Raw genomic sequence first — 19,851 nt, 5'->3', positions numbered from 1 at the left:
CCAACCACTTTTTTCGCCGGCGTGGGTGGGGAGAACCGATGCCGTCAGTCGACCTGCCCGGCCGTCCGACACCGCTTCGACCCGGCGTCCGGGCACTCCCCGTCCTGAACCCGCTCGCCATCGCCGTCGCCGGACTCGTGTACGGTCTCCTCCTCGCAGTCGTCCTGTCGCTGTGGGTGGGGCTGGGAGCGTTCGTCAACGTCCCGTCCCCCTCTCTGTCACTCCAGACCGCACTCGCCGTGTGGCTCGCCGGGTGCGGACTGGCTGTCGTCCGGGACGCCGCTCGGAAGGTACAGACGTCGGTCACGATTACGCCGGGCTGGATAACCCGCGCGCACGGGGCGGCGTCGGTGACGGTTCCGCGGAACGAGGTGACGAACGTCCGGATACGGGCGTCGCTCGTCGACCGTCTCGCGGGGACGGCGACGGTCGATATCTACGACGCCGATGGCCACCGGCTTCGGTTGCCCCGCGTACGTGACCGGGATGCGGTCGAGCGGGCACTCTCCGGGGACCGGTCGGACGAGCGTCACGACGACGGAGTTGTCGGTGGCCGAGAGACGTGACGGGACCGTGAGAGCCAAACCCCGGGGGCGACAGATGGCTAGCATGAACGCAGTCATCGCCGGTCCCGACGACCACGACCTCGGGACCGCACTGTCGGAGGCCGGACTCACCGTCACGCGGGCCGCGGGGACCGCCAACCGCCCGGCACTGGAGGAGGCGGGCATCCTCGACGCGGCCGTCCTCGTCCTCACGGAGACGGTCCTCGCCACCTCGATTCCGGTCGCGAAGGACCTCAACACCGACCTCAAGGTGGTCGTCTACGCCGACGACTCCCTGCCGGAGTTTGCGAAGGGACAGGCCGACCTCCTGCTCGACCCCTCGCTGTTCTCTCCGAGTGCCGTCGCCGAGGAACTCGCCGACGAGTTCTCACGCGAGTGACGCCGCGAGGTTCGCGATTCGCTCGCTCCCACGCCGACTGAACGGCGTGCCGTGTCCCATCGCCGCCACCGCGAACTCGGGTGTCCGCGCCGCGAAGTCGCGGACACTCTCGGTCACCCGCGCCGTGTCGTAGCTCATCACCCACGGCGAGGCGTGTAGCTCCCCGCTCGCTTCGCGCACCATGTCGCCGAGGAACGCCGTCGACAGGTCCTCGCTGATGTACGCGACGTGGCCCGGCGTGTGGCCGGGAGTGTGGTAGACGGTGAACGACCCGATTTCGTCGCCGTCCGCGACTGTCTCGACGGGGCAGTCGGGAACGCCGACGAACGGCGAGGAAACAGCCTGCAACAGTCCCTTGTGGTTTCCGAGCGGCGGCCGCTCGGTCCCGCGGACCAGCGGTGCGTCGGCCGCACCGACGTACACCGTCGCGTCGAGGCCGTGAACCTGCGCGAGGCCGCCCACGTGGTCGAAGTCGTAGTGGGTGAGGAGGACTCGCTCCACGTCGGTGACCGCGTACCCGGCGTCGGTGACGCCGAGGACGACCCGGCGGCCGTCCCACGGGTTGCCCGTGTCCACGAGCGTCAGCGTCCCGCCGTCGTCGACGAGGTACGCGTTCACCCCGGTCAGGTCGTACCACCACACGTCTTCGGCGAGTCGCGTGACCATACCGGTCCTCGGATGCGGACAGAGTAAAAACCACGCGTGGCGGCAGGCGAGTGACCGGCCACCGCACGCGGCCGAACGGCTAAGTTCGGCCCGACCGATGCCGGGGTATGGCACTCGACAGACTGCCGGCCCTCGACCCGGCCGACGGCGAGGTACTCGACGAAGAACTCGCGGTCACCGACGACGTACTGGTGAAAGTGTTCGCGCTCGGTCCCGGGGCGCGCATCGACCCGCACGAACACGCCGACGCCGCGAACGTGTTCCACGTCCTCGCGGGGACGGTGACGGTCCGACAGGACGGCGAAACCGAACGCGTCTCCGCGCCCGGCGTCGTGTTCAACGACCGCGGCCAATCCCACGGCGCGCGCAACGACACCGACGCGGTGGCGACGCTGACGGCCAGCCTCTGTCCCCTCCCCGGCCAGTAGTGGCCCGCCGCGGGACGCCCGTCACTCCCGCTGTGCCAACCCCACCAGATGTGGGGCCTCCTCGACGATTATCTCCTCGGTCCCCAACCGCGCGGCGTCCTCGCTCCCGGGGAGACAGAACACCGCCGTGTCGCCGTCGATGCCCGCTGTCGCGCGCGTCCCGACGACTTTCGTCCCGATGTCGTCGTAGGACAACCGCCGGAAGAGTTCGCCGAATCCCGGGAGTTCCTTGTCGAAAAGCGGTGTCACGGCCTCGATGGTCACGTCGTCGGGCGTGACTCCGGTCCCGCCTGTCGTGACGACACAGTCCACGTCCGACCGTCCGGCGAGTGCGTCGATTGCGTTCTGCACGCCGTCGTGGTCGTCGCGTATCACGTCCCGAGAGACGACCTCGTGCCCCGCCGCCTCGACGGCGGACTGGATTCGTTCACCCGACGGGTCCGTCTCGCGGGTCCGCGACGAAGAGACGGTGACGACGGCCACGCCGAGGTCACGCTTGTCGTGTGCGTGGTGGTCGTGGTCTTCGTGGCCATGTGCCCCGTGCTCGGACTCGGTGCCGTCCGTCTCGGCGTCCGTCCCGTCGTCCTCGGCGTCGGTACCGCGTCCGGTGTCGCGTGACTGGAAATCGACCATATCGGTCCGTGGTTGCCCCGCCGGAAAACAGTCCCGACGTTGTATGTTTCACAAATTCGGCGGCGAAAGTTATTACTGTTGGACGGTTGTGATACCTTTCGTGGTGGAAAAGTATCACTTCGTGTGCCACGAGTGTGCGGCCGAGGAGATAGTTGGTACACAGGACGAGGCGAAGGCACTCCTCAGCGAGCACGCGGCAGAGACCGAACACGAAGGACAGTACGCCGACGTGGGCGAGTGATTACACACGACGGTATCGGCCTCGAAACCCGAAGTACCGTCAGTGTTTTGGAGACAGCGAACCAGCGACGGGTATGCAGGCAGTTCAGTTCTCGGAACACGGCGACACGGACGTAATCGAGTACGACGATTTCCCGGACCCCGAACCCGACGACGACGAGGTACTCGTGGATGTCAAGGCCGGTGCCCTGAACCACCTCGATGTCTTCACCCGGATGGGACTGGGCGCGCTCGGTCGTCTCGACGTGGAGATGCCACACATCCCCGGGAGCGACGCGGCGGGCGTCGTCGCGGAAGTCGGCGAGGACGTAGCACGGTTCGAACCCGGTGACCACGTCGCCGTCTCCGCGGGACTGTCCTGTGGCCACTGTGAGTTCTGCCGCGACGGCGAGCCGACACTCTGTGAGAACTTCCAGATTATCGGCGAACACGTCCGCGGCGTCCACAGCGAGCAGACCGTGGTGCCAGCCGAGAACCTCGTCCCGGTTCCCGAACACGTCGACTGGGAGATCGCGGCCGCGTCCCCGCTGGTCTTCCAGACGGCGTGGCGGATGCTCGTGACGCGAGCGGACCTCCAACCCGGCGAGTCCATCCTCGTCCTCGGAGCCAGCGGCGGCGTCGGGCACGCCGCAGTCCAAATCGCCGACTACGTGGGTGCGGAGGTGTACGCCACCGCGAGTACCGAGGAGAAACTGGAGTACGCCGCCGAAGTCGGTGCGGACCACACAATCAACTACGACGCGGAGAACTTCGCCGACGCCATCGCCGACGTCACCGACGAGCGCGGCGTCGATGTCGTCGTCGACCACATCGGCAAGGCCACCTGGCAGGACTCCCTCGACAGCCTCGCGAAGGGTGGCCGTATCGTCACCTGCGGCGCGACGACGGGCCGGGACCCCGAGACGGACCTGAACGCCATCTTCTGGAACCAGTACGAGATACACGGGTCGACGATGGGGACGCCCGGCGAAGTCGACGACGTGCTCGAACTCGTCTGGAAGGGTGAGTTCGAACCGCGCATCCGTGAGACGCTGCCGATGAGCGAGACGGCCCGCGCTCACGAGATAATCTCGAACCGTGAGGGCTTCGGCAAGGTGGTCGTCGTCCCCGACAGCGAACTGTGAGCGCGCCCGAAGACGACGCGGCCGGGACGGGGGCGTCCGACGCGTCCACCGACACGTACGTCCACGACCCGGACGGCGTGACCGAGGGCGGCCCGACCCAGCCACGGAACCGGCGACCGGACGGCCCGCCACCGGACGGCGACTTCGACTGGCGAGGCTGGGTGCTGGTCGGAGCTATCGTCTTCGCCTTCCTCGTCGCACCCGGCGTCCTCTACCTCCTCCCGAGTGCCCGCGGGTTCGTGTCGGGGCTCGGCCTCGGATTGCGGAACACGTACCTCGTCCTGCCGCTGTTGCCCGCGCTCGGCCTCGGTGCCATCGCCGTGTGGGCGGCGGTCAGGTCGCGGGCCAGACGATAACTGCTGGCGCGTTCCCCACCGTGACGGTCACTCACGCCCCGCGTCGGGCGGGTCGCCCGTCGCCGTTCTCTCGGCGTCGGTGCCCGGGGCGGCGAACAGGGCCGCACCGACGAGACTCCCGAGAACGACTGCCGTGAGAAGCCCCGCAGCAACTGCTCGCGGCGTGAGCGCGCCCCGCTCGAACATGACGGAGACGTAGCCCGTGATACCGACGCCCGGCGGGAGTGCGAACACGAGAACCCACAGGACCCGCTCCCGTCGCCCCATGTCAGCCATCGTCCGGAGTCACACGCCGACCCGCTTAGTGTCTTCCCCGGCCGCAGTCTTACTCCTCGAAGTCCCGGCGCATCGCTATCTCGAACCACGGACACAGGCGGAGTTGGCGGTACCAGCGTGGGTTCTCGTGCAGTCGCTCGTAGGGAACCCACATCAGCCCGGCAACTTCCTCGGGGTCCGGGTCCAGTGTGCGGTCCAGCAGGGTAGCCTTCAGCACGGCACAGACCTCGTGCTCGACGCCCTCGTCGTAGTAGTAGCGTTTGTACTCGAAGCGGTCGGTCACCCGCAGGTCGTCGTACTGGTCGGGCGTGATGCCCAACTCCTCCTCGAGCCGCTCCCGGGTGGCGGCCTCTTGACTCTGCCCCTCGACGGGATGGGAGGCGACGGTACCGTCCCAGAACGTGTCCCAGAGACGTTTGTCGGGGCTGCGCTGTGCCAGCAGGACGTTCCCCTCTTGGTCGAACAGGAGCGACGTGAACGCGCGGTGGCGAATCCCGTCGCCGGTGTGTGCTTTCAGGCGGTTGACGGTCCCCTGTGCGGTGTCGTCCGCGTCGACCCGTATCACGTCCTCGCCGGCGTTCTCGTGGTCGAGGTCGGCAAGCGTCTCCCGCGTGCCCGACCCGTCGTCTGCATTCATAGAGGGCACATCGGCCAGCGGGTTCAAACACTCTTCGACTCTCGCCACCCCGGGCGGCGCGCAACCGACCAGCATACAGTTGAGTGGCAATAGTTACCACGGAGACTGCCGAAAATAAACCTACCGCCGACTTGACCCGGCACGACACGACCGGCGCGGCGTTTTCTCCCCACCGGCGGTACCACACGTTGATGTCTACGACGACAGAAACCGACCGTCGAATCGCCGACCCGAGCGCGTCTTGGCAGGCGGGTGTCGTGGGTGGTATCGTTGGCGCGCTGGGCATGGCCGCGCTCGTCGTGGGGATGAACACGCCCACAGTCGCGGTCGCGATACCGTCGCTGTACGGGCTTGCACCGCCGCCGAACCCCGCGGCCGGGCTGTTCGTTCACGTCTCTCACGGCGCGATGCTGGGCGTGGTCTTCGCGGCACTCGTCGGGACACTCGGTGTCGACTCGCCGACGAAAACCGTCGGGCTCGGTGCCGGGTGGGGCGTCCTGACGTGGATTGGTCTCGCCGCCCTCGTGATGCCGGTCTGGCTCGGTGCGGTCGGCTCCCCCGCCTCACCGCCGTTCCCCAACTTCGCGCCGCCGTCGCTGCTGTGGCATCTCGTCTACGGTGTCGTGCTGGGTGGCGTCTACGTCGCGCTCGAAGACACGCTGTGACCGGACGGCGACGGCCGCGGTGTCACTGCTCGTGAAAGATTTTCCACTGCGGGTCGCCGGTACCGGTGTCTGCTAGCGACTCGACTTTCTCGCGGTCCAGGTCTCCCAACCGGGCGGCAGCCCCGCGTAGCCACGTCTGGAACTGCCGCCCGAGGCTCGCCCTGACCGTCTCCTCGCCCCGCGGCGTGTAGACGTACACGTGACCCCCTTGTTCGAGGAGGCGACGGTTCTTCCCGACCACCCCGAGGTCCGCGAGATGGTTGAGATGGCGGGTGACGATGCTCCTGTCGTAGTCCGTCTGTTCGGCCAACTCCGAGACCGTCACCGCGCCGGCTTCCATCACGCAGAGACAGACCTCGAACTCGGTCTCGGACATCCCGAAGACGGTGCCCAGCAGTTCCGCCAGCGACGGGCCGGCCGCGTCCGTCCCGGCGTCGCTGGACGCCCCCATCGCTTCGCCACAGCAGGTGACCGTCTCGCGGGCGACTGCGACGTTCCCACAGGTCGCACATTCGAGTACGTTCACGGGTGCGTCGGCGTTGCTCACGGGTCCTGGTTCGACGCTCGCCTACAATACGTCCGCGGTGCTGTCCGTCGCTGTCGCACTACCGTATTGCGGTCAGGTCACTCGACCGACTGTCAGTCGTCACCCGAGCCGTTCGTCCAAGATGAGTCGCGTCTTCGTGTTGACGACTTCGTCCAACTCCCGGGCGCGGGTGATGAGTTCGTTGACGCGTTCGGTGTCGGCGGCGTCCACGACGAGGACGATGTCCTCCTCGCCCGACACCTGCCAGACGAAGTCGACTTCCTGCCACTCGATGATGCGGTCACAGACGGCGGCAGTGTCGACGTTCACGTCCACGCCCAATTCTATCATCGATTTGACGTTTCCAGTCGACGTGGAGACGGTGAACCGTTCGATGACTCCCTCCTCGACCATCCGCTCGACGCGGTTGCGGACCGTCCCCTCGGAAGTGCCCACCCGGTCGGCGATTTCCGTGTACGGAATCCGTGCGTCCCGCCGGAGGATGCTCAGTATCTCCCGGTCCAAGTCGTCCATCGAGGTGTGAACCTTCTGTCCCGGCTCACTTGAGGATTGCGAAATTCGTAACTCAGCTTCGAAAGCAAGGCTTATGAACGGAGGGAGGATACGCATCTCGTAATGTCGGACGCCTACGTGGCTATCGAGGGTGGACGCGTCGTCGAGGCGCGCGCCCGCGCTCCGGGTACGACCCGCGGTGAACTGGTCTTCACGACTGCCTACACGGGGTACGAGGAGAGCCTGACTGACCCCTCCTACGAGGAACAGATACTGACGTTCTCGTACCCGCTCATCGGCAACTACGGCGTCCGAGCGGAGCGGTTCGAGTCCGACCGCGTCCAGCCGAACGGCGTCGTCGCCCGCGAACTCACCGACGACGTGGCCGAGTGGCTCCGCGAGGAGGGCGCGCCCGCCGTCGACAACCTCGACACGCGCGAACTCGTCACGGGCATCCGCGACGAGGGCGCGATGAAGTGTGGCATCGCCGCCGGCCCCGACGCCACCGAGGAGGACGCGCTGGCCGAACTCGACCAGTGCAAGCACATGTCCGACCACACCGACATCGGCGCGCAGGTCAGCGTCGACGAACTGCAGACGCACAACGCGGACGGGTCGGGTGCGACCGTCGCGCTGGTCGACTGCGGGGCGAAAGGCTCCATCGCCGACTCGCTGGTCGAACGCGACGCGACCGTTCACGTCCTGCCGTACGACGCGACGGAGGACGACGTGCGTGCCGTCGACCCGGACCTGCTGTTCATCTCGAACGGCCCCGGCGACCCCGAGAACTTCGAGCAGGCGAAGTCCGTCGTCGACGCCTACGCCGGCGAGACGCCGCTCGCTGGCATCTGTCTCGGCCAGCAAGTCGTCGCCAGCGCGCTGGGCGGGTCCACCGAGAAGATGGAGTTCGGTCACCGCGGCGTCAACCAGCCGGTCCGTGACCTCCGGACCGACAAAGTCGTGATGACCACGCAGAACCACGGCTACACCGTCGCCGACAACGGTCCCCTCGAAGTCACGCAAATCAACGTCAACGACGACACGCCCGAGGGCCTGGAGAACGACGAGATGGACATCATCACCCGCCAGTACCACCCCGAGGCCAACCCCGGCCCGCACGACTCCCTCTCGTTCTTCGACGACGTGCTGGCGATGACCGAAGAGTAGACACGCAGAACTGTTCCTCAGTCAGTTCGTCCCGTCACCGCCGGCTCCCGCGTCGCCGTTGACCGGGCGGCCACGCCACATCGGCTGTCCCGCACTCTCGTCTGACTCGTCCGAGGTACGCTCCTCCTCGGCCGGTTCGTCCGCGCTGTCGCCAGCCCCAGTGTCGCGCTTGACCGGGCGGCCACGCCACATGACCCGTCCCGCGCTGTCGTCGGAGACGGTTTCCGGCTCCTCTTGCTGGTGGTCGCCGATGAACTCGGTTACCCGTTCGAGGAGGTCGACTTCGGTCTTCCGGTGAACCCAGCAGTGGTACGCGCTCCGTGGCGTGCGGAGGACGAGTCTGTGTTTCCGGAGGCCGCGACTGTATTTCGTCGCCGCGACCGACTCGTGTGGGATTTCGATAACCTCGTCTCCGTCCTGTTGGCCGACGAGACAGAGCGTCCGGCGGCCGGTCACCAGCACGACGGTGCGGCGGTCCCCGTCGGGTGCGACGGTGTTGCCCTTGTTGCCGAGGCCGATACCACGCTTGGCGTTCGTCAGGACGTACGCCGGTGCTTCGGTCCCGTCGAGATACGACACCGGCGGTTCGTGTAGCGGTGCTGTCTTCGAGAACTGGGACTCACGCCCGGCGAGGATCGCCATTGTCACCGAATCGTCGGGTGCCATCTCGGCGAGCGTAAACGCTTCGTCGGCAACCTCCCCGTCCGTCATCTGTGCCCGGTGGCAATGGCCGCGACAGTCATCGTCTGATTCACACGGTAATCATCCACCCCCACTGGCATTACTATTACGAACGTACTGTTATAGGGGTTATTGAGTGTACTTACGTGTGTTAATACCGAAATAACTGAAGAAATATCGGGCGATGCCACAGAAGATGAAAATATCACGCCGTTCTTATCGGTCGGACGACTTCCTGCTCGCGTGATCAGGTTCCGAGCGTCGTGTGGACTGTCGTCTCGACTCGAACTGTAGGACGCCGGTTCCGCGGCTCCCGGCAGGGCTGGAACGGGCGAGCAGACGGGGCGGGCGGAAAACAGGCGTCGGTGGTTAGAAGCTCCCCCAGTCGCGGCGGTCCTTCGGGCGGGCCGCGATGTCCTGGACGTTGAGCGGCTGGTCGGCCGATTCGATGGCTTCCAGCGCGGCCTCCGCGCTCTCGATGGTCGAGAAGTACGTGATGGTCTCCTCGACACAGACCTCCAGCACTTCGCGGTTGCGCGAGACGACGAGGTCCACCTCGCCGTCGCGTAGGCGTTGCTTGACGGCCTCCACGTCGGCGTCTTCGAGGTCGGTCACGTCGAAGTGGTCCTCGAAGCCGATGACCGGGAGGTCGACGATGGCGTTGCCTTCGAGGGGAATCGCCTTGCCGACGGCCATCTGAGCCTTCTGGTAGGCCTTCCCGAACGACCCGGCGGTGCCCATGACCTCACCCGTCGATTTCATCTCCGGACCGAGACGGGGGTCACTGCCCGGCAGGCGGTCGAACGGGAGGACGACCTCTTTGACGGAGACTTGGTCGGGAATCTGCTCGTCCACGTCCAGTTCTTCGAGGGTCGCGCCGGCCATCACCTTCGCGGCGAGTTTGGCGATGGGGACGCCCGTCGCCTTCGAGACGAACGGGACGGTCCGCGAGGACCGGGGGTTGGCTTCCAGCACGTACACCGTGCCGTCGCGGACGGCGAGTTGGACGTTCAGCAGGCCGACCGTATCGAGCGCGGTGGCGATGTCCTCGGTGACTTCGCGGACGCGGGTCAGCGTCTCCTCGGAGAGCGACCGCGGCGGAATCATGCAGGCCGAGTCCCCGGAGTGGACGCCCGCCGTCTCGACGTGTTCCATGATGCCGCCGATGAGGACGTCCTCGCCGTCGGCGACGGCGTCGACGTCCAGTTCCACGGCGTCGGCGAGGAAGTCGTCGATGAGGATGGGCTTGTCCGGCGAGACACGGACGGCTTCCTCGATGTACGTCTTGAGGTCCTCGTCGTTGTACACCACGTCCATCGCGCGGCCGCCGAGGACGTAGGAGGGGCGCACGAGGACGGGATAGCCGATGTCGCGCGCGATTTCGAGGGCTTCCTGCTCCGAGGTCGCGGTCCCACCCTCGGCCTGTGCGATGCCGAGTTCGTCCATCAACTGGTTGAAGCGGTCGCGGTCCTCCGCGAGGTCCATCGCCTCCACGGAGGTGCCCATGACCGAGCAGTCGAGGTCACGGCGGTCGAGTTCGGCTTCGAGCGGTTCGCCGATGTCGACGGATGTCTGGCCGCCGAACTGGACCATCACGCCGTCGGCGTTCGTGGCCTCGACCACGTCGGCAACCTCCTCGGCGGTAATCGGCTCGAAGAACAGACCGTCGCTGGTGTCGTAGTCCGTCGAGACAGTTTCGGGGTTGTTGTTGACGACGTGGGCGTCGATGCCCATCGCTTCGAGGGCTTGCACGGCGTGGACCGAACAGTAGTCGAACTCCACGCCCTGCCCGATGCGGATGGGACCACCGCCGACGACGACGACGCTTTCTACGTCGCGGTCGACCTGTACCTCGTCGCGGCCGAGTCCCGAGAGCGGTTCCCGTGAGGAGTAGTAGTACGGCGTCGAGGCGGCGAACTCCCCGGCGCAGGTGTCGACCTGTTTGAACGTCCGGTCGGCCGTCTCGGCGTCTACATCGTCCACGGTGACGCCCGCACCGTCCGTCTGTACCTCGCCAGCACTGACCTGATTGGACTCGTCGCGGTCCGGGAGCCACGAGGCGTGGGTGTCGTTGAACTCGCCGCCCGCGATGGCGGTAATCTCGTGGTCGGTGAACCCTTCCTCGGCGGCGAGGGCGAACTCGCCCGCAGCGGCGGCCTCGGCGGCGTCGGCGACGCGCTTGTAGCGTTCGAGGTACCACTCCCGGATTTCGGTCAGGTCGTTGATTTCCCCGACGGTGTAGCCGCGCTCGAACGCCTCGAAGATGGCGTAGGTCCGGTCGGGTGTCGGCCGTGTGAGCCACTTCTCTTCGAGTTCGTCGTCGCTCACGTCGTCCCAGTCGACGGCCGGGTCGTACTCGGAACTCCGGAGTGCCTTCAACAGCGACTCCTCGAATGTCCGGCCGATGGCCATCGCCTCGCCGGTCGATTTCATCGCCGGCCCCAACTCGAACTCGACGTCGCGGAACTTGTCTTTGGGCCACCGGGGCACCTTCGTCACGATGTAGTCGATGGCCGGTTCGAAGGCCGCGGTTGTCTGGCCGGTAATCTCGTTCTCGATTTCGTGGAGTCGCTTGCCCATCGCCACCTTCGCCGTGACGCGGGCGATGGGGTAGCCGGTCGCCTTCGACGCGAGTGCGGAGGAGCGGGAGACGCGCGGGTTGACCTCGACGACGCGGTACTCGCCGCCAGGCGTGCCGTCGTCGTGCCACGCGAACTGGATGTTACAGCCACCCTGAATCCCGAGTTCGCGGATGACCTTCAGCGCGGCGTCGCGCATCTCTTGGTGCCCCTCGTCGGGGATGACCTGCGAGGGCGTCACGACGATGGACTCCCCGGTGTGGATGCCCATCGGGTCGATGTTCTCCATGTTGCAGATGATGATACAGGAGTCGTCGGCGTCCCGCATCACCTCGTACTCCAGTTCTATCCAGCCGTCGATGGACTCGGTAATCATCACACGGTCGTCCCGCGAGAGGCTGAGGCCCTTCCGCGTGGCCTCCTTCAGTTCGTCCATGTCGCCGATGACGCCCGACCCCTGTCCGCCGAGTGTGTAGGTGGTCCGCATGATGACCGGCAGGCCACCGACCGACTCGACGGCGTCCTCCACCTCGTCGATGTCGTCGATGGTTTCGGACTTGGGGACCGGTTCGTCGATGGCTTCCATCCGCTGGCGGAACTGGTCGCGGTCCTCGGTGGCGTAGATGGTATCCAGCGGCGTCCCCATCACGTCCACGTCGTGTTCGTCGAGGACGCCCTCCTCGGCGAGTTCCGCGGTGACGTTCAGTCCAGTCTGGCCGCCCAGTCCGGCGATGACGCCGTCGGGTTTCTCCTTCCTGATGATTTCGGCGATGGCCTCGGTGTTGATGGGTTCGAGGTACACCTTGTCGGCCATCTCCGGGTCCGTCATGATGGTCGCCGGGTTCGAGTTGACGAGGACGACTCGCGCACCTTCCTCTTGGAGCGCGCGGCAGGCCTGCGCGCCGGAGTAGTCGAACTCCGCGGCCTGCCCGATCTTGATCGGGCCGCTCCCGATGAGCAGTATCGTCCTGTCCTCGGACGCCGCCGGGTCCGCCGGACTCTCGTCGTCTGCACTCGCTGTCATTGTCCGTCCCGAGTCCGCACATCGTAATAAGCCCGGCGAAAGGTTGCGAGCATCGTAGTCGAATTTCGAAATTCGTATTGTAGTGCTGACGTGCCGGCGTACACATCACAGCGCGGGGTGTGGCCGCGTCCGGTCGCAGTCTCCTCGGGGTGCCAGCACAGTCTAGGGACTGTCCGCTATCGACTGAACGGGGCAACAAAACACTGTCGCGGCTCTCGGGAGCGCGCCGCCGCGCCGCGGTCCCCGCTGGTTAGGAGCCGTCCCGGAACCGGTAGCGATAGGGCTGGTCCCGGATGACTTCGACGTCGCCACGTTCGGCATGCCGGCCAAGCACCGTGGCGACGCGGTGGGCACTGTCGAACTCCTCGCCGTGTTCGTCGAGTACGTCGAGGATTTCGCGCGCTGTCAGGGGCTCCTCGGCGTCGGCGTCGCTCAGGACGGACCGTATCCGCTCGAATTCTCCCTGCCGTAAGCGCATACGCATACACATGCCCTACAATCACATTAAACGCCGTCAGACATCCGTACGACGAACATTCCACGCGAACCACCTGACAGCGGACTGCCACCGATTGGCATCGACTGTCATACGAATTCGGTTCTGTCAGCGGATGACTGAAAGAAATCCCACACGCTCGGTGCCGCGTGGGACTCCCGCTGGGACTGCTCGCCGCGCACGACTCAGACCGCCGAGTCGTGCTCGGACTCGAAGTCTCTCTGAGCCCGATACGTCTCCACGAACTCGGCCACGTCGAAGTCGAGCATCTGTGACTCGAACTCGGCCATCGCCTCGTCGTCCTCGGCGTGACTCATCGCGTGTTCCATCAACTCGACCAGCAACTCGACGACGACTTCGTGGAGTCGTCGGGCGTCGAACTCCGCGACCCAGACGAGCGTGTACCCCACGTCGCCGTCCTCGGACACGTCTTCAGCGACGACTGCGTCGGGGAATTCCTCCAACACCATCCCCAGCAAGTGTGCGGTCGTGAACTCCTCGAAGTCGTCGGCCGGTTCGATGGTCGCACGGAGCACGTCGGCCATCGACTCCGGGACGAACCGTCCGAGCGGATGGATGTCCATCACGACGGCGTGGGCCTCCCCACACCGGCAGTCGAACTCCCGGAGTCCCATGTCGAGGTCGTGGACCGAGACGGTCTCGCCGCAAGGCAAGTCGATACCCGTTCCGCCCCCGCCCGGCACGCGCGGTTCTGCCATCGCCTCGTGTTTGTCACTTGGGCCGGTTAAACGCCGCGAACTCGCACCGCTCGCCCGCGCAGGTCAAAAATATCCGAGGTTCGCCACACCGCTCTCGGCACGTCCGGGGTTAGACGCTCGCCGGGTCGTCCCAGTCGCTGGCCGCTCCTTCGTCGGGGTCGCCGCCCGTCGCGGCTCGCTCGTCCGTCAGTTGCGCGTAGGCCCGCGTCGCCACCGCGATGCCGAAGACTGCGGTGAACGACCCGATGACGAGGCCCAAGAGGGTCGCGACGGTCTGGTCGAGGAACGCGAGCACTATCGTCGGACTGCTGGCGACGAGGTTGATGACGAACACGATAACTGCGAGGCCGAGCAGTTCCCACCGGTTCCCCGCCGTCAGTGACCAACTGTCACGCAGCGCGTCGATGAAGTTCTTGTCCGCCACGGCGATTTCCTGCCGGACGAAGAAAAACGAGAGCGCGATGTACACACCGGGCACGACGAGCAACACGAGACCGATGGCGGTGAGGAGGTAGACGACGAATCCGCCGACGACGCCGTTCAGCGTCGCCAAGACGATACGTCGCCGCACCGTCTCGCCGGGCACCGACTCGGTGTTGTCGCTGGCGAACACGCGAATCGCGACGATACGAATCGCCTCCGCGACGATGGCACCGACGAGTGAGAGCAGCCCTAGAACCGGGAGCGGGAGAGGCACCGCCAGCGGCGTCTGCTGCCCGCCGCCCGGCGCGAAGGGCACCTGCCCCGCGTTCTGTCCGGACTGTATCGGCTGGTCAGAAAACTGCTGGGCGAACTCCAGCATCTGCTGTGAGAACGATTGTGCGACGACTGCGTTCGCGATACTGAACACGAGGAATACGCCGACGAGAATCAGTCCGCTTCGTGCAATCGTCCGGTTGAACCCTTCCCGGAGGGCTTCGTCTATCTGGAGGGACATACGAACGCCGTCAACTGCCTGATACGTAAAATGCCCGCTTTAGCCGGGCGACACACGTAGCGGGGGCCGACGCCGGTCGGCTCAGGGCCAGTCGTCGCGTGTCTCTTCCTCGTCGTCGTCCGGGGACTCGGGTTCGCCCAGTTCCCACCCGGCCGCTTCGGCGGCGTCCTCGATGGGGAGGTACTCCCAGCCGACTGCCTCGGCCAGTGCCGCGTCTTCCTCGTCGTCGGTCCCGACGAAGACGTGCCGGTCCGTCTCGAACTGCCCTTTGACGTTCCCGAGGCTCTCCTCGCGGCCCCGTGGCCCGGAGAAGAAGTCCTGTCTGATGCGGTGTTTGCGCGTGAAGTTGGTCACCACGTAAGTCGGCTTCTCCGAGACGACGCCGACGTACTCGCTCCACTGACGCGCGTCGGAGACGACCGAGTCAGGGTGTGCGAGCCGCTTGAGCGCGGCCAACTCGAAGGCAAGGGTCATGTCGCTGCTCCCGCCGCCGTTCATACCCCTCGGTCGGCAGTGCCGGGAGAAAAGACCGTCGGTCCTCAGTCCCGGGCCTGCTCCCGTGCCTCGGCGAGGTCGGCGGCCTCCTCGGAGACGGCCGCCAACTCGCGCTCGGCCTCGGCGTCGCCCTGTCCGTGGGCGTACAGTACCGACGCGTCCAACCGCGAGCGGACGAACCCCTCGTCGTCGTCACGCTCGGCCCACTCACGGAGGCGTGTGACGAGTGCGCGGAGCATGCGCGGAGTTTGGACCGCGACGGACAAAAAGGTGCGTTCGGTTACTCGGCAGTCGCCGGCGCGTCGAGTTTCTCCAAGTCGACGCTCTGTTCGAGCAGGACCTCGGCTTGGTCCGCCACGTCGCGTTCCTCGCGGATGAGTTGCTTGTACGCTGACTGCGGCGAGAGGTCGCCGATGAGGACGCCGCCGACCAACTGCCCGTCCTTGAACGCCAACCGCCGCCACTCGGTGTCGGAGTACTTGCGCTCTGCGTGTTCGTCGCCGATGGTCGGGTGGCCGAACGAGAGGAAGGGGAACTCGAAGTGTGTGATGGAGTAGGAGGGGACCCAGCGGAACTCCTCGTCGTCGCCCGTCATGTTCATGCCGGCGACGGCACCCTGTTCCTTGGCCGACCCCCACGCGCCGTTCTGCGTGTAGTCGCCGAGGATAGTGTCGTAGAAGCGCGTGATGTCACCGGCGGCGTACACGTCCTCGACGTTGGTCGCCATGTGTTCGTCGACGACGATGCCGTCATCGAGTTCGACTGCGGTGTCGTGGAGGAACTCGGTGTTGAAGTTCAGGCCGATGGCGACGCCGACGAAATCACCCTCGTAGTGGTCGCCGTTGGGGTCCACCGCGCCGGTGACCTGCCCGTCGTCGTCCGTCTCGAAGTGGTCGACGCCGGAGTCGAACACGGGGGTGACGCCGTTCTCGTCGAGTGCGTCGTGAATGATTTCGGCACCCTCCAGCGAGAGGGCATAGCGCCACCACCGGTTACCGCGCATCAGGTAGTGGGCGTCGATGTCCTGTGCGGCACAGATGGCCGCGAGGTCGATGCCGAGCAGCCCGGCACCGACGACGATGCCCGTGTCGGCCGCGTCGGCGTGTTCGCGGATGGCGCGCGCGTCCTGAAAGGTCCAGAAGTGGTGGACGCCGTCTGCGTCGGAGCCGTCGACGGGGAGCTGTGTGGGCGTCCCGCCCGTGGCGAGCAGGAGCTTGTCGTACTCGATGGTCCCGCTCTCGTGGGTGTGAACGACCTTCTCGTCGGTGTCGATGCCGGTGACGACGGTGTCGAGTTGCAGGTCGATGTCGCGCTCGGCGTACCAGTCGGGTTCGTGGATAGAGATGGGTGCCTCCGGTAGCTTCCCCTTGGCGAACTCTTTGATGAGGATGCGGTTGTAGAGTGCCTCTCCCTCTTCGGTGACGACGGTGACGTCGGCGTCCGGGTCCTGCTCCCTGATGGTCTCGGCAGCCGAACTCCCGGCGATGCCGTCTCCGATAATCACGTGCGACGCGCTCATGTACGGGTACTTGCGGACGCGGGGTAATGTGCATTGCCATCTCCACAACCATCGCCAAGGTGTCCAGTCAGCGCGCCGACGCGCCCGTTCAGTCGCCTCTCGGGGTATCGGGACGTTTTAGGGACTTGCGGCCCTAGCGATGTCGAGATGAAGATACGCCAGAACGTCCGCCACTGGGCCGCTAAAAAGGCTCTGACCATGCCGGTCGTCGGACAGAAAACCAACGACTGGCTGGTCGACCTGCACACGAAGGTCTTCCTCGACAAGGCCGACGAGGCCCGCCAAGCGGAACGCCGCGCTCACCTCGACGACTTCTTCGACGCCACGATGGACACCTACGTCGCGGCACTGGAGGCGGGCTATCCCGAGGCCGAGGCTCGGGAGATTACCCACGTGCAGGCCAACTTCGACTTCTACAACCACGGCTGGACCGAGATGATGGAGTTCCCCAGCGACGAACTGGTCGACCACTACGAACGCTACCGCGACTTCTTCGAGACCCACGGCATCACCATCGCCGACCCACTCGGGGCGTTCCGGCCCGCCAGCGGCGTCGCCGACGCCCCGTCGACGCCCGAGAAGCTGGACGACCCAGAACACCCCCACGCGGAGGGCGGCTTCGCCGACGACGTGTACGTCGAAACCGACGACGGCGAGGTGGTCGTCGGCGGACAGGACGAACCCGAGAACGTCGACGTCGGGGACGCCCCCGGCGTCGCAGCCGACGACGTGGACGAAGCCGACGCCGACTGATTCACTCGCTGTCGAGGGCGTCCGCCGCCGCGAACCCGGCTTCGATGGCTCCGTTCAGGCTTCGCTCGGGGTACTGCGCTCTACTTGCCATCCCGGCGTAGTAGACGCCGTCCGCCACCGCGTCGCCGAGGTCGTAGGGAACCACCATGTCGAGATATCCCCGCTCGTAGACCGGTGCAGTCCGCGGGTTCCGGGCCGTCTCGACCCAGTTCACGCTCGCGGGGTCGAACTGCGGGAACAGGTCCGCGATACCCTCCTGCCAGTGCGTTTCGACGGTGTCGTCGTCCATCCCCCACAGGTCCTCGCTCGGGTCCTGCACGTAACTGGCCGTGTAGTAGAGGTGTTCGCCGCCGTATCGCTCGGGTGGGACGAAGTTCGTGTGCTCGATGAACACGCCGAACGGGGCGTCGTCGGCGATGTTCAGCCAGTAGGTGTCGGTCAGTGACTCGTCCATGCTCCAAACCGAACACACCGTCCCCTGAAAGTCGATGTCGCAGGGGTAGCCCGTCAGCGACTCCAACACGTTCGGCATCGCGGCCACGACGGCCGCGTCCACGTCATGTGTCCGGACGCCCGTCGCGTCCTCGACTGTCAGCGACTGGACTGCACCGTCCGCGATGCCGAGGTCGGTCACTCGCGCGCCGGTGGTGACCTGCTCCCGGCCGACGGCGTCGACCAGCGCGTCGACGAAGGGGGCGAACCCGCCGTCGAGATAGCCCAGAATCTCCCCGCGCAGCAGGTCCCGTTCGCCGCGGAACTTCACGCGGCCGAGTAGCCACGCCGCGCTCACGTCGTCCGTCCGGGACCCGAACTTCGCGTCGAGCAGCGGTTGCCAGAAGTTCTCGTAGACGCCCCGCGTCGTGTGCTCGACGAGGAACTCCTCGACCGGCACGTCCTCGAAGTCCTGCAAGTCGTCGTAAGTGTCGAAGGCGGGGAGCCACCCGCGCGCGTCGACTTCGAGGGTGAGCATCGCCAACCGGAACTTGTCCCGGAGCGAGAGGTGCGGGTAGGCCGCGATTTCCCACGGCGTGTCGAGCGGGTGGACCACGCCGTCGACGTAGTAGGCGTTCTTGCCGACGCGCCACTCTATCCGGTCGCCCAGCCCCAACTCCGCGGCCAGTTCGACGATTGTCTCCTCGGACTTCGAGAGGTGGTGGTAGAACGTCTCGATGGGGTCGCCCGCCGTCTCGTAGGTGGCCGCGAGGCCGCCGACAGACTCGCCCGCCTCGAACACCTGCACCTCGTGGCCCGCACGCTGGAGCCGGTAGGCCGCAGCCAGTCCCGCGAGACCACCCCCGACGACGCCTATCATACCCTCCCTTCTGCACCGTCCCGGATGTGTGTTTTGCTGTCGCCGCCCGTGGGTTTTTGCCCCTCCGTGCCGGAACGGTGCTATGCCGACGCTCCGTCACGCCCTCCTCGCTCTCGCCGTCGCCGTCGTTCTCGCCGGCTGTTCGGTCCCCATCGTCGACGACCGACCGACGACGGACGTGTCCGTGTCGGTCACGAACCGCGCCGACACCACTCACGAGGTCAGGACCGCCGTCGTCCCCGACGGCTTCGAGGCCGTGGACGTGACCTACCGGAACGGGTCGACCCGCCGCCTCCTCGTGACCGGGACGAGCGAGATTCGGCCCGCGGCCCTGCGGAACGCGACCAACCTCTCCGTGGTCGGTGCGACCGTCCAGAACCGTGCGTTCCGTCTCGACCCCGACAGCGGGCGCAGTACGGTCTACGAGGACATCTCGGCGAACGTCTCGGTGGTGTACGCCGCGTGGCCCGTCGGGGCCGACCGCATCAGCAACTACGGCACCCTCAGCTGCTCGTACCGAGCGACCTACCTCGACGCCTCGGTCACCCTCTATGTAGACGGGAACACTGACACCGCCGTTGACTGTGGCGGATAACGCGCGGTGCCGGCCGTCACGCATCTCCCCTTCGGCTCGGTGACGCCCCGGAATGCTTTTGTACTAACTTCACAATATTGTAAACATGGCCACAGACAGCACTTCGGCCGAGTCGGGTGACGCGACGCGAGTGCGGGGCGGTGGGTTCTCCACGCTCGAACTGGCCGTGTTCGCGCTCGTCGGCATCACCGCACTGACGCACCTGTACGCAGGGGTGGTCGAGGGTGCCCCACCGGTACTCCTCGCCGGGGTCGGATTCGTCGGTGGCCTCCTCCTGTACGTTCGGGGAACCAGACGACGACTGCTGACGGCCGCGGCCATCCCGTACACCGCCGTCCAGATACCCCTCTGGTACGTCGTCAAGCAGGGCAGTTTCACGACCGTCGGCTACCTCGACAAGGCGGTCCAACTGCTCCTCGTCGTCCTCCTCGTCGTCCTGGTCGTCCGACAACGGCAGTCCTGACGGCCGGGACTGTTTTCTGGTGCGTGACGGTGCGAGCGACACTTATGGCGTTGATTGTGCTATGGCGTCGGACGGAAGACTGTCATACGCGAGCGCGCCGCA

26 protein-coding genes are annotated in these 19,851 nt (G+C 66.2%); 11 read left to right on the top strand and 15 right to left on the bottom strand.

Translation table 11 applies throughout. The features are described 5' to 3' along the window. The first annotated feature begins 38 nt into the window (after positions 1 to 38). Positions 39 to 566, top strand: coding sequence for a PH domain-containing protein (locus MUG95_RS04675; RefSeq protein ID WP_247009913.1), 528 nt, complete (start codon positions 39 to 41; stop codon positions 564 to 566). 43 nt (positions 567 to 609) lie between these two features. Further along, on the top strand, positions 610 to 945 hold the full coding sequence (locus tag MUG95_RS04670) for a DUF7126 family protein (protein ID WP_247010451.1): 336 nt from the start codon (positions 610 to 612) through the stop codon (positions 943 to 945). Here MUG95_RS04670 and MUG95_RS04665 read toward each other — a convergent pair. Then, complete coding sequence (locus MUG95_RS04665) at positions 934 to 1,611, bottom strand: MBL fold metallo-hydrolase (protein WP_247009912.1); 678 nt, start codon at positions 1,609 to 1,611, stop codon at positions 934 to 936. The two genes, MUG95_RS04670 and MUG95_RS04665, sit on opposite strands and share 12 nt — an antisense overlap. Positions 1,612 to 1,718: 107 nt before the next feature. On the opposite strand from MUG95_RS04665, the gene MUG95_RS04660 reads away from it, so the two are divergent. Continuing rightward, complete coding sequence (locus tag MUG95_RS04660) at positions 1,719 to 2,039, top strand: cupin domain-containing protein (RefSeq protein WP_247009911.1); 321 nt, start codon at positions 1,719 to 1,721, stop codon at positions 2,037 to 2,039. A gap of 21 nt (positions 2,040 to 2,060) precedes the next feature. Here MUG95_RS04660 and MUG95_RS04655 read toward each other — a convergent pair whose 3' ends face one another. Beyond that, the gene (locus MUG95_RS04655) at positions 2,061 to 2,672 is read right to left on the bottom strand and encodes a MogA/MoaB family molybdenum cofactor biosynthesis protein (RefSeq protein WP_247009910.1); all 612 of its coding nucleotides are present in this window, start codon (positions 2,670 to 2,672) and stop codon (positions 2,061 to 2,063) included. Between the two features lie 100 nt (positions 2,673 to 2,772). On the opposite strand from MUG95_RS04655, the gene MUG95_RS04650 reads away from it, so the two are divergent. The 3 genes from MUG95_RS04650 (at position 2,773) to MUG95_RS04640 (ending at position 4,392) form a co-directional block, all read left to right on the top strand. Then, entirely contained in the window at positions 2,773 to 2,913 is a 141-nt protein-coding gene (locus tag MUG95_RS04650; protein WP_247009909.1) for a hypothetical protein, read from the top strand. A gap of 73 nt (positions 2,914 to 2,986) precedes the next feature. Further along, positions 2,987 to 4,036 (top strand): zinc-binding dehydrogenase, encoded by a 1,050-nt coding sequence (locus tag MUG95_RS04645; protein ID WP_247009908.1) that lies wholly within the window; start codon positions 2,987 to 2,989, stop codon positions 4,034 to 4,036. Then, positions 4,033 to 4,392 (top strand): DUF7977 family protein, encoded by a 360-nt coding sequence (locus MUG95_RS04640; RefSeq protein WP_247009907.1) that lies wholly within the window; start codon positions 4,033 to 4,035, stop codon positions 4,390 to 4,392. Before MUG95_RS04645 ends, MUG95_RS04640 begins: the two co-directional genes overlap by 4 nt. Positions 4,393 to 4,419: 27 nt before the next feature. Here the strand turns inward: MUG95_RS04640 and MUG95_RS04635 are convergent, their stop codons facing one another. After that, entirely contained in the window at positions 4,420 to 4,668 is a 249-nt protein-coding gene (locus tag MUG95_RS04635; RefSeq protein ID WP_247009906.1) for a hypothetical protein, read from the bottom strand. A 49-nt stretch (positions 4,669 to 4,717) separates the two neighbouring features. Continuing rightward, the gene (locus MUG95_RS04630) at positions 4,718 to 5,305 is read right to left on the bottom strand and encodes an NUDIX hydrolase (protein WP_247009905.1); all 588 of its coding nucleotides are present in this window, start codon (positions 5,303 to 5,305) and stop codon (positions 4,718 to 4,720) included. Between the two features lie 191 nt (positions 5,306 to 5,496). Here MUG95_RS04630 and MUG95_RS04625 point away from each other — a divergent pair, with 191 nt between their 5' ends. Next, on the top strand, positions 5,497 to 5,970 hold the full coding sequence (locus tag MUG95_RS04625; RefSeq protein WP_247009904.1) for a DUF6789 family protein: 474 nt from the start codon (positions 5,497 to 5,499) through the stop codon (positions 5,968 to 5,970). A gap of 22 nt (positions 5,971 to 5,992) precedes the next feature. Here MUG95_RS04625 and MUG95_RS04620 read toward each other — a convergent pair whose 3' ends face one another. After that, complete coding sequence (locus MUG95_RS04620) at positions 5,993 to 6,517, bottom strand: helix-turn-helix domain-containing protein (protein WP_247009903.1); 525 nt, start codon at positions 6,515 to 6,517, stop codon at positions 5,993 to 5,995. A 99-nt stretch (positions 6,518 to 6,616) separates the two neighbouring features. Beyond that, positions 6,617 to 7,030 carry an Lrp/AsnC family transcriptional regulator gene (locus MUG95_RS04615; protein WP_247009902.1) on the bottom strand — a complete coding sequence of 138 codons (414 nt, stop codon included), beginning with the start codon at positions 7,028 to 7,030 and terminating at the stop codon, positions 6,617 to 6,619. Positions 7,031 to 7,132: 102 nt separating this feature from the next. Here MUG95_RS04615 and carA point away from each other — a divergent pair, with 102 nt between their 5' ends. Beyond that, complete coding sequence (gene carA, locus MUG95_RS04610; protein ID WP_247009901.1) at positions 7,133 to 8,176, top strand: glutamine-hydrolyzing carbamoyl-phosphate synthase small subunit; 1,044 nt, start codon at positions 7,133 to 7,135, stop codon at positions 8,174 to 8,176. 21 nt (positions 8,177 to 8,197) lie between these two features. On the opposite strand, the gene MUG95_RS04605 is transcribed toward carA, so the two are convergent. From MUG95_RS04605 to MUG95_RS04570, 8 genes are all read right to left on the bottom strand, one after another. Continuing rightward, complete coding sequence (locus MUG95_RS04605) at positions 8,198 to 8,887, bottom strand: hypothetical protein (RefSeq protein ID WP_247009900.1); 690 nt, start codon at positions 8,885 to 8,887, stop codon at positions 8,198 to 8,200. A 339-nt stretch (positions 8,888 to 9,226) separates the two neighbouring features. After that, on the bottom strand, positions 9,227 to 12,460 hold the full coding sequence (carB, locus tag MUG95_RS04600) for a carbamoyl-phosphate synthase large subunit (RefSeq protein WP_247009899.1): 3,234 nt from the start codon (positions 12,458 to 12,460) through the stop codon (positions 9,227 to 9,229). A gap of 250 nt (positions 12,461 to 12,710) precedes the next feature. Further along, positions 12,711 to 12,938, bottom strand: a complete 228-nt coding sequence (locus MUG95_RS04595) for a hypothetical protein (RefSeq protein WP_247009898.1) — start codon at positions 12,936 to 12,938, stop codon at positions 12,711 to 12,713. 203 nt (positions 12,939 to 13,141) lie between these two features. After that, on the bottom strand, positions 13,142 to 13,675 hold the full coding sequence (locus MUG95_RS04590; protein ID WP_247009897.1) for a DUF5815 family protein: 534 nt from the start codon (positions 13,673 to 13,675) through the stop codon (positions 13,142 to 13,144). Positions 13,676 to 13,784: 109 nt separating this feature from the next. After that, a complete protein-coding gene (locus MUG95_RS04585) occupies positions 13,785 to 14,612 on the bottom strand; it encodes a DUF7847 domain-containing protein (protein ID WP_247009896.1) in 828 nt (275 codons plus the stop codon). Between the two features lie 81 nt (positions 14,613 to 14,693). Then, positions 14,694 to 15,110, bottom strand: a complete 417-nt coding sequence (locus MUG95_RS04580) for a DUF7124 domain-containing protein (protein ID WP_247009895.1) — start codon at positions 15,108 to 15,110, stop codon at positions 14,694 to 14,696. A 41-nt stretch (positions 15,111 to 15,151) separates the two neighbouring features. Then, positions 15,152 to 15,346 carry a hypothetical protein gene (locus tag MUG95_RS04575; RefSeq protein ID WP_247009894.1) on the bottom strand — a complete coding sequence of 65 codons (195 nt, stop codon included), beginning with the start codon at positions 15,344 to 15,346 and terminating at the stop codon, positions 15,152 to 15,154. A gap of 41 nt (positions 15,347 to 15,387) precedes the next feature. Continuing rightward, positions 15,388 to 16,626: an NAD(P)/FAD-dependent oxidoreductase gene (locus MUG95_RS04570; RefSeq protein ID WP_247009893.1), complete on the bottom strand. Its 1,239-nt coding sequence runs from the start codon at positions 16,624 to 16,626 to the stop codon at positions 15,388 to 15,390. Positions 16,627 to 16,773: 147 nt separating this feature from the next. On the opposite strand from MUG95_RS04570, the gene MUG95_RS04565 reads away from it, so the two are divergent. After that, on the top strand, positions 16,774 to 17,379 hold the full coding sequence (locus MUG95_RS04565) for a DUF6149 family protein (RefSeq protein ID WP_247009892.1): 606 nt from the start codon (positions 16,774 to 16,776) through the stop codon (positions 17,377 to 17,379). Position 17,380: 1 nt separating this feature from the next. On the opposite strand, the gene MUG95_RS04560 is transcribed toward MUG95_RS04565, so the two are convergent. Beyond that, the gene (locus tag MUG95_RS04560) at positions 17,381 to 18,691 is read right to left on the bottom strand and encodes an NAD(P)/FAD-dependent oxidoreductase (protein WP_247009891.1); all 1,311 of its coding nucleotides are present in this window, start codon (positions 18,689 to 18,691) and stop codon (positions 17,381 to 17,383) included. Between the two features lie 82 nt (positions 18,692 to 18,773). On the opposite strand from MUG95_RS04560, the gene MUG95_RS04555 reads away from it, so the two are divergent. Beyond that, entirely contained in the window at positions 18,774 to 19,286 is a 513-nt protein-coding gene (locus MUG95_RS04555; RefSeq protein ID WP_247009890.1) for a hypothetical protein, read from the top strand. An 85-nt stretch (positions 19,287 to 19,371) separates the two neighbouring features. Next, positions 19,372 to 19,749: a hypothetical protein gene (locus tag MUG95_RS04550; protein ID WP_247009889.1), complete on the top strand. Its 378-nt coding sequence runs from the start codon at positions 19,372 to 19,374 to the stop codon at positions 19,747 to 19,749. The last annotated feature ends 102 nt before the right edge of the window (positions 19,750 to 19,851 follow it).

The sequence above is a fragment of the Halorientalis litorea genome (assembly GCF_023028225.1).
In the GTDB taxonomy this organism is placed as follows: domain Archaea; phylum Halobacteriota; class Halobacteria; order Halobacteriales; family Haloarculaceae; genus Halorientalis; species Halorientalis litorea.
This window is presented reverse-complemented; position numbering and strand designations above follow the sequence as displayed.